The sequence below is a fragment of the Leeuwenhoekiella nanhaiensis genome (assembly GCF_002744755.1).
Lineage (GTDB): Bacteria > Bacteroidota > Bacteroidia > Flavobacteriales > Flavobacteriaceae > Leeuwenhoekiella > Leeuwenhoekiella nanhaiensis.
On the sequence record NZ_KZ319288.1, the window covers coordinates 478,029 to 491,425 of the forward strand.

Sequence of the window (13,397 nt, forward strand, 5' to 3'; positions counted from 1 at the left end):
CTGAATAATACAGCATCATGAACTATTACAGTTTAAACGGAAAAGCCCCAAATGTAGGATTAGAAGAAGCCGTGGTTCGCGGTATCGCCCCTGATAAGGGATTGTACTTTCCTGAAGAAATTAAGCCCTTGCCGGCTTCCTTTTTTGAAAACATCGAGCAGCTTTCAAATAACGAAATCGCCTTTGAAGCCATCAGACAGTTTGTAGCTGGTGCGATTCCTGACGAAGCCCTGAAAGACATCATCGCCGATGTGTTGTCTTTTGAGTTTCCGGTTGTAGAACTGGAAGAAAATGTAGCAACCTTAGAATTGTTTCATGGCCCTACAATGGCATTTAAAGACGTAGGTGCCCGTTTTATGGCACGCTGTCTGGGGTATTTCTCAGCGCAAAAAGAAACTCAGGAACCGGTTACCGTTTTGGTAGCGACCAGTGGCGATACCGGTGGCGCTGTTGCCCGTGGTTTTCTGAATGTGGAAGGTGTGGATGTAGTGATCCTCTACCCTACCGGAAAAGTGAGCGACATCCAGGAAAAGCAGTTAACCACGCTGGGCGCAAACATCACCGCTCTGGAAGTAGATGGCGTCTTTGACGATTGCCAGGCCATGGTAAAAACCGCTTTTCTGGATGAAGAAATCACTTCAAAACGCAAACTTACTTCTGCCAACTCAATAAATATCGCGCGCTGGTTACCGCAATTGTTTTACTTCCTGTTTGCGTATAAACAAGCGAAATCAAAAGGAAAAGAACTTGTATTTTCGGTTCCCAGCGGGAATTTTGGAAACATCTGCGCTGGGATGGTAGCCCATAAACTGGGGATGCCCGTTAAGCATTTTGTGGCTTCAGTAAACCGCAACGACATCGTACCCGAATACCTGAAAACCGGAGAGTACAAGCCAAAACCTTCCGTAGCTACAATAAGCAACGCGATGGATGTGGGTGATCCTTCCAACTTTATCCGTATTCAAAAACTGTTTAACAACGATCTCGAAGCCCTTTCGCAGAAGTTATCTTCGTACTCGTATGATGACGAAGAAACTAAAGAGGCCATGAAAGCCATTTATAAAGAGACCGGCTATATCGCAGATCCGCACGGAGCGGTTGGTTATTTGGGGCTCAAAAACTACCTCAAAGACCATCCTGATGCTTACGGAATCTTTTTAGAAACTGCGCATCCGGTTAAGTTTCTACCGGTTGTCAACCCCGTGATTGATGCGGAGATTGCCATTCCACCGCAAATTGAAGCCGTGATGCACAAAGAGAAACAGGCTATCGCAATTAAAAACTACGATGAATTTAAGGCCTTTTTAATAAGCTAGAACACTCGGTTTTCTGTGCAGTTTTGATACATTTGTGCTCCTAAAAAACAGAGATGAAGACAACTGCACTTACCAAAATTCACGAAAGCCTTGGGGCTAAGATGGTTCCGTTCGCCGGGTACAACATGCCGGTTTCCTATGAAGGCGTAAATGCCGAACACGAAACCGTGCGCAAAGGCGTCGGGGTTTTTGACGTGTCACATATGGGTGAGTTTTTAGCCATTGGCGAAAAGGCGCTCGATCTGCTTCAAAAAGTATGCAGCAACGACATTTCTAAGATTCAGGTAGGTGGTGCGCAGTATAATTGTATGCCTAATGCAGAAGGCGGTATTGTTGACGATTTAATTGTATATCGCATTCGCGAAAACGAATATTTGCTGGTTGTAAATGCTTCCAATATTGAGAAAGACTGGGGTTGGATCAGCAGCCACAACAGCTTTGGGGTAGAACTGAAGAATATTTCAGACAACTTTTCTCTTCTGGCTATTCAGGGACCAAAAGCCATTGAGGCGATGCAATCCCTTACTGACACCGATCTTTCAGCCATTAAATTTTACAATTTTGAAGTCGCTCCGTTTGCTGGCATCGATCACGTGATCATCAGCGCCACCGGTTACACCGGAAGCGGCGGTTTTGAAATCTATTGCCATAACGAGTATGCAGAGCAGCTTTGGAACAAGGTATTTGAAGCCGGGAAAGATTTCGGCATTAAACCCATAGGTCTTGCCGCACGTGATACGTTACGTTTAGAAATGGGGTATTGCCTTTACGGAAACGATATCAATGATACAACTTCGCCAATAGAAGCCGGTCTGGGCTGGATTACCAAATTCACTAAAGATTTTATCAATTCTGAAGCTTTAAAAGCTGAAAAAGAAAACGGACCTGAGCGCAAACTGGTAGGTTTTGAACTTACCGAACGCGGTATTCCCCGTCACGATTATGAAATTGTAGATGCAGAAGGCAACAACATAGGTATTGTAACTTCAGGAACCATGTCCCCTTCCCTTTCGAAAGGAATTGGTTTGGGTTACGTCAAAATTGCATACAGCAAGCCGGATAGCGACATTTTTATAAAAGTGCGCAACAAAAACATACCGGCTAAAGTGGTTAAACTTCCTTTTTATAAAGGATAATCTTTAAAGTACATCGCACAGGCGCAATCACATAGAATCCTCATCCTGGGAGCCAGCGGCTTTCTGGGCGGTACCCTGTATAAAGAATTACACCGGTACTACGATACCTATGGCACCTACCATACCGGTAAAATCTATTCAGATAACCAGCATTTCATACACTTTGATGTAACTCAGAACAGTATTTATGAGGTGTTGAACCAGGTACGTCCCACGGTAGTCATTTCCGCGTTGCGGGGTGATTTTGAGGGTCAGGTAGAAGCGCACGAAGATTTGTGTGATTTTGCTTTACGCACCGGGATTTTCGTAATTTACCTTTCTTCGGCAAATGTGTTTGATGCCTTCACCAATTATCCCAGCTATGAGTTTGATAAAACCCTTTCTGATAGTAAATACGGAAAGCTTAAAATTCGTTGCGAAAATTACTTTTTAAACTTTCTGCCCGAAACTCAATATGCCATTATCAGGCTTCCTATGGTTTTTGGGGCCAATTCGCCACGTGTTCGCGAAATCAAAAATGCATTGTTGCTTCACGCGCAGATTGAAGTTTTTCCGCATTTAATTATGAACACTACAACAGACAAAAAGCTGGGGCAACAAATACACTATATAATCAACCGGAAGCTGAGCGGTATTTTTCACCTGGGTAGTAATGACCTTATTCACCATCAGGAATTTATTCAGGAGATTGTGCGCAAAATCAATCTGAATATCAAACCCCAATACAAGATGGTGTATACTTCAAACTTTGACCGGTATCTGGCGGTTTTACCCAAAGACAACAAACTGCCGCAGCATCTAGCGATAACTAATGAAGAGGTGCTCGCAGAATCTCAGGTATTTTAAAATTTAGTTTATGAAATTTAAAAAACCGGTACTTTACGTTCTTCTACTGATTTTTCAGATACTGGTTTTAAGGGTTATTGCCCGGTTTCCACAAGTTGTAGAAACCTGGTATAGCAATGGGATTTATCTGTACATCTCAAAGCTTTTCCGATTTAGTTTAGGCTGGATTCCTTTTTCTTTTGGAGATGTGATGTATGCGATTGTGATCGTTTACGCCTTTGTTTCCGTTTATAAGCTGATCAAAAACCGATTTAGAACCTTTTTGAATTTCCTGACCAAAGCCCTGCTTTTTACCAATCTAATTTATTTCAGTTTTCACCTTTTATGGGGGTTGAATTATTACCGATTGCCTTTACACGAGGCACTTGAGATTGATAAAGAGTATACAACTGAAGAACTCATCAGCCTTACCCAGCGATTGATTAAAGAATCGAATATACTTCACGCGCTATTGCAGGAAATTGACAGCCTGCCGGTGGAGTTTAGGTATTCACTTCACGAAATCTTTAAAAAGTCCCCGGAAGGTTATGCGATTGTGGAAGACAACTTCCCGAAACTGAACTACGCTCCTACCAGCATTAAAAACTCGCTTTTCAGGCTTCCACTTACCTATATGGGATTTGGCGGGTACCTCAACCCTATTACTCAGGAAGCTCAGGTTAACGGTATGCAACCGGCGCACCGCTGGCCGCTTGTAAGTTGTCATGAAGAAGCCCATCAATTGGGTTTTGCCAAAGAAAACGAAGCCAATTTTATCGCTGTTATGGCCACAACAAACCATCCGGATCCCTACTTTAAATACTCCGGGTATATTTTCGCTTTGCGCTATTGTTTAAGCGATGTGTATATGCGTAATCCCGATGCAGGAGAGCTCTTAAAAAATCAAATACGCCCTGGAATTCTCGCCAACTATCGACAGTCGAATGATTTTTGGCTTGCCTATCAGAATCCATTAGAGCCCATTTTGGCTGAATTTTATGGAGGTTATTTAAAAGCCAATAATCAGCCCGGAGGTATGCAGAGTTATAGTTATGTGGTGGCTCTTTTGGTCAATTATTTTAAAAGTAAAAGTGATTTACCGTAAATAAAAAAGCAGGGACGCCACAAAGGCATCCCCGCTATATCAAAAAAACTATTCTTTATTTTCTCTTTGAATTAGTTGCTTTGGGTTACAGTTGAAGTATTAGAGCTACCAACTTGATTAACCATACTCATATGTGTACTTCCAGTTTGAGAAACAGTACTCATATTCATCATACCATTCTGAAGCACAGTACTCACGTTGGTCATTCCATTTTGGCTAACGATACTTGTATTACCATCACCCGTCTGATCTACATCTGAGTTATTTGCATCTCCAGACTGACGTACTTCACTTCTGTTGTCATCTCCTATTTGATCTACTGTAGATACGTGATTGTCATCAAACTGAGCCGTAAAGCTGTAGTTTCTATCCCCGGTCTGTACAACTGCGCTGGAATTAAAGTCAGACCCGTCACCTACAGGAGTGTATTGATCGGTACCATTCCAGTTATTATTTCCTGTTTGTGTAACACTACTCGTATTGTTATCACTAGATGCTGTTATTGCATCAAATGGGGCTCCCTGATAATTATATGAAAAATTACCATTACCTGTTTGAAGAACGTCGCTATCATTATTAGTGCCATATTGCCAAACATTAGAACCATTAAAGTCACCTTGTTGCAAGGTAAAAGCATCGTTCAAATCACCTACCTGAGTAATAGTAGACTGACTGTTGTTACTGGCACCACCACTAAATCTCCCATATTGGTCGGTGTGAGCTAAATTATTGTTACCGGTTTGTATTGTTGCGGAAGTATTGCTATCCCCAAAAACACCCTGATGGGTATACTGAATATTATCATCCCCTGTTTGAGCAGATGTACTCAAGTTATTATTTCCCCATTGGTCTACGTCAGAAAAATTGGAATTACCATCTTGTAAAACCGAACTGCTATTGGAATTACCCCACTGGAAAGTATCAGAAAAATTCCCATCCCCAAATTGGTCAGTATCCGAGAAGTTGGTATTGCCTAATTGTTGTGAAAAACCTGTGTTCTGGTTACCCTGCTGCTCTATTGAACCTCTGTTAGCGTCGCCATTTTGATTTATATCTGCATTATTATTATTTCCAAATTGAAGAATACCCCAATCCAAATAGGTTAGACGTGTAGCTATGTTATCATTACCTATCTGTGTAATACTAGCCGAGTTATCATTTCCTAACTGGTATGTTGCAGTACCGTTGTTATTACCAGTTACAGTAGTTGTTGATTCATTATCTTGTCCATTTTGAAGTGTTCCCCAGGTATTTATAGGCGGTCCACCCCAATTGTCATTACCAGTTTGTGAAGCAGTAGATGTATTACCTGAACCCAGTTGAGTGGTGCGATATGCATTGCGCTCTCCTGATTGGTCAATTTCAGAACTTTGACTCGTTCCGTTCTGATACGTTGTAGCTGTATTATTTGCTCCTTCCTGATCTACGGCAGCATCATTTGAGGTTCCAAATTGATCTACATCCGAATTGTTAAGCGTACCTACTTGACTCACATCAGCGCTGTTTCCTGACCCCGATTGATTGACGTCACTTACGTTGGACTGTGCAAAAATCATTGCACCGCACATAAGTGCCCCAACAGTAAAAATCATTTTTTTCATAATAATAGTGTTTAATTAATAATATATAATTGGTTAATAAATACATATTTAGTAGAGTACATGGATTACACGAAATCGATAGAAACGATTTTGAAGAGCAAAATAAAAATCTTAATTTTTTGCAAAATCAAGAATCCAAATTACTTTTTATCAGACAGTTAAAGGTAGTTTAAATATTTGCCAAAAGCACCTAAAACATTGCAGCGTTAGCTATTTGTATTATTAAACGCGAATGCGGCTATGTATTTAAGGATGTAAACCTTATTTTATCGATTAAATGCAATTTTGACTGTAAATAAAGAATGTAATTTGATTAAAAAGGGGGAAAACACCCCCAAAATATTTATCATATGACATTTGTAAAAGTATCACGAAGAGTACATCCATCAGTCAAATACGTCTTAAAAACCAAATATAATATTTTGACCCTTCCAATACTGCTCTAGAGTTCCATTCACCGGTTTGCGATCAGCTCATTATGATTACTGTTCAGTAATCAAAAAATAAGCAGGGTGCTTTTTTGTGATGTCATTTGCATTCCCTAATATTTTAAAAGAAAAAAGCGAGGAAGCCATATAAGGCATCCCCGCTCTATCAAAAAAACCATTCTTGATTTTTCTATTTAATTAGTTGCTCTGTGTTACAGTTGAAGTATTAGAGCTACCAGCTTGAGTAACCATACTCATGTGTGTACTTCCTGTTTGAGAAACAGTACTCATATTCATCATACCGTTTTGAAGAACGGTGCTCATATTCATCATACCGTCCTGACTAACGCTGCTTGTATTACCATCTCCTAGTTGATCTACATCAGACTCATTTAGAGTTCCTAGCTGAGAGACAGAACTAGTGTTAGCATCACCCAATTGATAGGTATCAGCCTGGTTTTGAGTTCCGTTTTGATACGTTGAACCGCTGTTACCATTTCCTATCTGAAGCAAATCAGAATTGTTATCATCACCTATTTGTTCTGTACCGTAGAGAAGTGGTGAAAGACCATTAGCGATATTACCATCACCTATTTGTTCAATAGTTGAAGTATTGCCTGTACCATTCTGATAGGTACCGCTGTTGTTATCATTACCAAAAGCATCATTAGTGGCATCGTTGTTATCTCCTCTTTGATTTATACCCCATCTTAAACTTGCTCCACCTCCTAAGTTACGGTCACCTTCCTGATAGGATTTAGCATAGTTATCGTTTCCTGCCTGATCTATTTCAAAATCGTTATCATTGCCCTGCTGTTCGATAGAAGCAGTGTTGGCGTTTCCAAATTGACCTATGTCGGCAGCATTACCATCACCAAACTGTAGAATACCCCAATTTAAAGTAGTTTGAAGGGTCGCAATGTTATCATTACCTACCTGAGTAATCATTGCCGTGTTATTATTTCCTAACTGGTAAGTTGCTGTTCCATTATTGTTCCCTGTTACGGTAGTTGATGAGGTATTATCCTGTCCGTCTTGCAAGGTCCCCCAAGTAGTCGCTGGTGGCCCGGCATAGTTGCCAATACCATCCTGAGAGGCTGTTGAAGAGTTACCGGTGCCATATTGAGTTGTTCTATACGTATTATTCTCTCCAGATTGGTTGATAGATGAAGTTTGACTTCCACCATCCTGAAAAGTTACCGCAAAATTAGTTACCCCTGCCTGATCAACATCGGCATCATTTGAAGAGCCAAACTGATCGACATCTGAATCATTAGCATTACCTGCCTGACTAACATCAGCACTGTGTCCTGATCCTGATTGATTTACATCACTTGTGTTGGATTGGGCAAAAATCATTGCACCGCACATCAGTGCTCCAACGGTTAAAAACATTTTTTTCATAATAAAAGTGTTTAATTAATATATAATTGGTTAATAAATACAAATGAATAGATTGATAGTTCTCAATCGTTTTCGCTGCTTGATCCAAGTTTAATTAAAATCTTAAAAAATAATAAAACTTAAAACACAACTAGCTTCTTTTCAGATAGTTAAATATACTAAATAAGATGAACGAAAAAATAGTTGTCAAGCTCCTTAAGACCACTCAGAAGTTCATTTGTACTAATCACAATCAAATTATGTAAGTAATTATGATGTAAATATCTTTTTTTTCGTCGAAGTTCAATCTGACAAAATGAAGAAGGGAAAAACTATATAAAAAAAGGGGAAAAATACCCTTAGCTATTTACCCTAAAAACTTGAAATGTATTTTGTTATCACTCGCTTTAAAGAGCTGCAGCCGTAGAAATATCAAGTTGTATTTATTTGTTTTCCTCTATTTAAAATTAGTCCCTTATATTGGATTAGACCATTATGAAAGAATTCTCTCCCATTTATAAACAACCCTGCTACACGCTCATTATTAGGAGCTGCACAAAGAGCTAATTAAAAAAAGCGAGGAAGCCTTTTACAGCATCCTCGCTCTATCAAAAAACCATTCTTGATATTTTCCTTTAAACTTAGTTGCTTTGGCTTACAACTGAAGTATTTGAGCTTCCAATTTGAGTGACGGTACTCACGTGAGTCATACCACTCTGATTAACAGTGCTCATATTCATCATACCATCTTGAAAAACAGTACTCATATTAGAAGTTCCAATCTGAGTAACATTTGAAGTGTTTCCATTACCCATTTGAGTTACTGCAGAGTTGTTTCCCTCTACTCTTTGAATCACTGTGCTGCTATTATTAGTTCCATCCTGGTCTACATCACTTATACCGTTATTCTGAAACTGTTGATCAACAAAACTACTATTCCCAGCTCCATTTTGATCTACAACAGAATTATTGGTTAATCCTATTTGATACGTAATAGCACTATTGTTATTGCCTATTTGATCAATATCGCTGAAGTTAGCTGTCCCATCCTGTCCAACTATAGCAGAATTATCATCACCCATTTGATCAATATCACTCACGTGATCATTACCTCCTGCGCCAAAATAACCTTGTCTGGTCCAGGCAAAATTGCCATTTCCAGTAGAGGTAATGTCAGAGTCATTGTTACCTCCATTCTGGTCTGTGATCGCTTCGTTCATATCCCCGATTTGATCAACATCTGAATTATTTGACATACCAACCTGATCGGTATCAGAGGAATTACCATCTCCAGTTTGATCGGTATCAGAGAAGTTGCTGTCCCCAGCCTGATCGGTCTCTCCAACATTGGCATCACCTTGCTGTTCGATTGATGCTACATTGAAATTTCCTGTTTGAGAAATAGCAGCATCATTATCAGAACCTTCCTGCTGAATACCCCAAAATAAACTAGTTTGTCCAATAGCAATGTTATTATTTCCAACCTGTGAAATTGAAGCGGAGTTATTATCTCCAACCTGAAGAGTTGCTGTACCATTATTATTACCTAAAACATTGGTTTCAGATGAGTTATCCATACCACTTTGATAAGTTCCCCAAGTAGTTGTTGGTGGTCCTGCATAGTTATCATTACCATCCTGAGAAGCTGTTGAGGAGTTACCAGTACCAAACTGGGTTGTACGATAGGTGTTTCGCTCCCCTGACTGATCAATTGCAGAACTTTGACTTCCACCATCCTGATACGTTATAGCATTGTTAGTTGCACCCGCCTGATCAACAGCAGCAGTGTTTGAAGTACCCATCTGATCTACGTCAGAATTATTTACCGTACCAACCTGATTGACAGCAGCACTGTGTCCTGTTCCTGATTGATTTACATCACTGGTGTTGGATTGGGCAAAAATCATTGCACCGCACATTAGTGCTCCAACGGTTAAAATCATTTTTTTCATAATAAAAGAGTTTAATTAATATATTATTGGTTAATAAATACATATGGATGGATTGATTGTTCTCAATCGTTATCGCTGGCTAATCGAAGTTTAATTAAAATCTTAAAAAATACTAAAACTAAAAACACAACTAACTTCATTTCAGATATTTAAAGGTAATATAAAAACTGAATGAAAAATCATTGCCTAATTTACTCAGGAAACTAGAAAAGACGATTTGTACTATTAACCAGAAAGTTTTGTCCGTAAATCAAGATGTGAGTGAGATTTAAATCGATAAAAATCATTATTAGCTTGGAAGGAAAAACAGCAATAATGCAAAAAAGGGGGAAAATACCCCCCTTTTTTTATAAATATCTCTCTGAAACCTGGGGTATTTTTTAAAAAAACTATTCTAAAAAATCGGCATTTCTATACGAAAGGTTTTTTCTCAGACTTATTTAATCCATTATAATCAATTTTCATTAATGAATAAACACAATCTAATATCTCAATTTGGCACTTGATAAACCTTATAGAAATCAACAACTCTTGATCCGAATTATTAATGAAAATCTTCCTCAGAATAATGGGAAATAAGGATTTTCGTTAAACATTTCTTAAACAATCTTAAATTTTCTTAAAGAAACGTCATAACAGTTATTTTTAGGCAAAGTCTAAATTTAGCTAACTATGAACAAAAAACTATTCCTAGCCGGATGGTTGTTCCTGATGTGTTTTACACTCGCCGCACAGGAATACTTCCCGGTAAATGACGGTGTAAAAACGGTCAATTCTAACTACACGCTTTTCAAGAATGCTACGCTGCATCCGGCTCCCGGAAAAACCATCAATAATGGCAGTATGCTTATTAAAGATGGTAAAATCGTATCAGTAGGTAAATCAGTAAAAGAACCTGCAAATGCTGTGGTCATTGATTTAAAGGGTAAGCATGTTTATCCTTCTTTTATAGAAATGTATTCTTCATTTGGGGTTAAAAAGCCCGAACGCTCAAGTGGTGGCCGAAGTGGTGAGTATGAAGCTTCACGTTCCGGTTATTATTGGAACGACCACGTACGTGCAGAAACCGATGCGCTTGCTGATTTTGATTACGATAGCAAGGCCGCTAAAGAACTCGTAGAGGCAGGTTTTGGTGCGGTAAACACGCATAAGGTCGATGCTATCGCGCGAGGAAACGGTATTCTTGTAGCCCTTAATACAGGTGGCAACACAGCAGATCGTCTTATAGATACTAAATCAGCACAATTTTTCTCTTTTGACAAAAGTAACTTATCGGGGCAGGCTTACCCCTCTTCTAAAATGGGTGCTACTGCCTTAATCCGTCAACTTTTTGAAGATGCAGACTGGTATGCAAAGGGTAATGTAGAAACCCGCGATCTTGCTTTAGAAGCTCTTAATGCCAATATGAGTCTACCTCAGATTTTTTACGGGGAAGGTCTTTATGACGATTTACGCATCGCCAGTCTTTCCAAAGAAACCGGCGTACCCTTTATCATTGTTGGAGGGGGGGATGAATACAAGCGCATAGACGAAGTGAAGGCAACCGGTGCTCAATATATACTTCCGGTGAATTTTCAGGACGCTTATGATGTTGAAGATCCCTACCAGGCAGATTATGTAAGCTTAAGTCAAATGCTTGAGTGGAATCAGGAACCCACCAATCCTGCCAAAATGCAGGAGGCCGGACTTACCTTCGCTCTTACAACCCATTCCTTAAAATCTCCAGAAAAGATGATGGACATGCTTAAAAAAGCATTTAAGTATGGTTTAAGTAAAGAAACAGCGCTCGAAGCATTGACAACAGTTCCTGCTCAACTTTTAGGTAAAAGTGACGAGCTGGGCTCCCTTAAAGAAAATGCCTGGGCCAATTTTCTGGTCACTTCAGGTGAATTGTTTGAAGAGGACACCATACTCTATGAGAATTGGGTGCAGGGCAATCAGCAGGTTATCAAAGATTCCAATGTTTTGGATATTGATGGTTCCTACGCATTGAGTCTGGGCGGTTCTACTTATGATGTCAGTATTTCCAAGTCAACGGAGAAACCTTCAGTAACCGTTAAGAGTGGTGATACTAAATTAGGTTCTAAAATTAATTACGATAACGGCTGGTTAAACCTGATGTTTACTGCCAAAGATGCAGAAAGCAAAGACTTTACCCGGGTAGTAACTCAGGTTTCAGATGCGCAAATGTGGAGCGGTAAAGCTATTCAGCCTAACGGAAGTGAAACTTCTTTTACTATGACCAAAAAAGAAGCGGATACAGCTGAAGACGAAGAAGATAAGGAAGACGATGAGAAAGAAGCAGATGAGCCTTTCGTAATGCCCCTTACCTACCCGAATATCGCTTATGGTTATGATGAAAAACCTAAACAGGAGACTATTCTGTTTAAAAATGCGACAGTATGGACCAATGAAGACGTTGGAATCCTGGAAGAAACCGATGTATTGGTCAAAAACGGTAAAATCGCAGCTATTGGCAAAAATTTGAGTTCTGGTGGTGCCAAAGTAATTGACGCGACCGGAAAACACCTTACCAGTGGTATAATTGATGAACATTCACATATTGCAGCTTTCTCAATCAATGAAGGAGGCCAGAACTCTTCTGCCGAAGTACGTATGAAAGATGTTGTGAATCCTGACGATATTGACATCTACCGCGATCTTGCAGGCGGTGTGACCACAATACAGTTACTTCACGGTTCAGCTAACCCAATTGGCGGGCAATCTGCTGTGATGAAACTCAAGTGGGGATCAAGTATTGATGAGATGGTTTTAGATGATACAAAATTCATCAAGTTTGCTTTGGGCGAAAACGTAAAGCAGTCCAACTGGGGCAGCTACAGCCGCTTCCCGCAAACACGTATGGGTGTACAACAAATGTATACCGATTATTTTCAGCGGGCACGTGAATACGAAAAAGCAAAGAATAGCGGTGAACCCTATCGCAAAGATTACGAGATGGAAACACTAGTTGAAATTCTAAACGCAGATCGTTTTATCTCGTCACACTCTTATGTACAGAGTGAGATCAATATGCTGATGAAAGTGGCAGAAGATTTTGATTTCAGAATCAATACCTTCACACACATTCTTGAAGGGTATAAAGTAGCTGATAAAATGGCAGAGCACGGCGTGGCCGGTTCAACCTTTAGCGACTGGTGGGCGTATAAATATGAAGTAAATGACGCAATACCCTATAATGCCGCGATAATGTGGAGCGAGGGTGTACTTACAGGAATTAACAGTGATGATGCTGAAATGAGCCGCAGATTGAATCAAGAGGCTGCTAAAACCATGAAATATGGGGGAGTTCCTGAAGAAGAAGCCTGGAAGTTTGTAACGCTAAATCCAGCGAAGATGCTTCATTTAGATGATCGTACCGGTAGTATTAAAGAAGGCAAGGACGCTGATCTGGTACTCTGGTCTACATACCCCATGTCTGTAAGCGCAATTGCAGAAAAAACACTGATTGAAGGTGCGGTCTATTTTGACCTTGAAAAAGATAAAGCGCTTCGCAAGAGTATACAGGAAAAGAAAAATAAACTCAGTACGATGATGCTGAGAGATAAGAATAAAGGTCTGAAGACGCAGCCGGCTAAAAAAGAAGAGAAACAGCGTCTGGATTGTGACACCTTAGAAACACTTAATTAA

General features: G+C 39.8%; 8 protein-coding genes. 5 read left to right on the forward strand and 3 right to left on the reverse strand.

Going from position 1 to position 13,397, the window contains the following annotated elements; all coding sequences use genetic code 11:
* The first annotated feature begins 17 nt into the window (after positions 1 to 17).
* Genes thrC through CJ305_RS05855 form a run of 4 tightly spaced genes read left to right on the forward strand, consistent with a single transcriptional unit; the run spans position 18 to position 4,382 of the window.
* Complete coding sequence (gene thrC, locus CJ305_RS05840; protein ID WP_099645304.1) at positions 18 to 1,316, forward strand: threonine synthase; 1,299 nt, start codon at positions 18 to 20, stop codon at positions 1,314 to 1,316.
* 53 nt (positions 1,317 to 1,369) lie between these two features.
* Positions 1,370 to 2,452, forward strand: a complete 1,083-nt coding sequence (gene gcvT / locus CJ305_RS05845; protein ID WP_099645305.1) for a glycine cleavage system aminomethyltransferase GcvT — start codon at positions 1,370 to 1,372, stop codon at positions 2,450 to 2,452.
* 45 nt (positions 2,453 to 2,497) lie between these two features.
* Positions 2,498 to 3,298, forward strand: coding sequence for a sugar nucleotide-binding protein (locus CJ305_RS05850; RefSeq protein ID WP_317043997.1), 801 nt, complete (start codon positions 2,498 to 2,500; stop codon positions 3,296 to 3,298).
* A gap of 10 nt (positions 3,299 to 3,308) precedes the next feature.
* A complete protein-coding gene (locus tag CJ305_RS05855) occupies positions 3,309 to 4,382 on the forward strand; it encodes a DUF3810 domain-containing protein (protein ID WP_099645307.1) in 1,074 nt (357 codons plus the stop codon).
* Between the two features lie 71 nt (positions 4,383 to 4,453).
* On the opposite strand, the gene CJ305_RS05860 is transcribed toward CJ305_RS05855, so the two are convergent.
* From CJ305_RS05860 to CJ305_RS05870, 3 genes are all read right to left on the reverse strand, one after another.
* Positions 4,454 to 5,974 carry a hypothetical protein gene (locus tag CJ305_RS05860; RefSeq protein ID WP_189319395.1) on the reverse strand — a complete coding sequence of 507 codons (1,521 nt, stop codon included), beginning with the start codon at positions 5,972 to 5,974 and terminating at the stop codon, positions 4,454 to 4,456.
* A gap of 635 nt (positions 5,975 to 6,609) precedes the next feature.
* Entirely contained in the window at positions 6,610 to 7,815 is a 1,206-nt protein-coding gene (locus CJ305_RS05865) for a hypothetical protein (protein ID WP_099645309.1), read from the reverse strand.
* Between the two features lie 620 nt (positions 7,816 to 8,435).
* A complete protein-coding gene (locus CJ305_RS05870; RefSeq protein ID WP_099645310.1) occupies positions 8,436 to 9,746 on the reverse strand; it encodes a beta strand repeat-containing protein in 1,311 nt (436 codons plus the stop codon).
* Between the two features lie 672 nt (positions 9,747 to 10,418).
* Between CJ305_RS05870 and CJ305_RS05875 the strand changes: the two genes are divergently transcribed.
* Positions 10,419 to 13,397 (forward strand): amidohydrolase family protein, encoded by a 2,979-nt coding sequence (locus tag CJ305_RS05875; protein ID WP_099645311.1) that lies wholly within the window; start codon positions 10,419 to 10,421, stop codon positions 13,395 to 13,397.

Bases quoted from the DNA above. Each gene is read 5' to 3' on its own strand.
- CJ305_RS05860 (WP_189319395.1), bottom strand. From the start codon at position 5,974: ATGATTTTTACTGTTGGGGCACTTATGTGCGGTGCAATGATTTTTGCA.
- CJ305_RS05875 (WP_099645311.1), top strand. From the start codon at position 10,419: ATGAACAAAAAACTATTCCTAGCCGGATGGTTGTTCCTGATGTGTTTT.
- CJ305_RS05865 (WP_099645309.1), bottom strand. From the start codon at position 7,815: ATGAAAAAAATGTTTTTAACCGTTGGAGCACTGATGTGCGGTGCAATG.
- gcvT (WP_099645305.1), top strand. From the start codon at position 1,370: ATGAAGACAACTGCACTTACCAAAATTCACGAAAGCCTTGGGGCTAAG.
- CJ305_RS05855 (WP_099645307.1), top strand. From the start codon at position 3,309: ATGAAATTTAAAAAACCGGTACTTTACGTTCTTCTACTGATTTTTCAG.
- CJ305_RS05870 (WP_099645310.1), bottom strand. From the start codon at position 9,746: ATGAAAAAAATGATTTTAACCGTTGGAGCACTAATGTGCGGTGCAATG.
- thrC (WP_099645304.1), top strand. From the start codon at position 18: ATGAACTATTACAGTTTAAACGGAAAAGCCCCAAATGTAGGATTAGAA.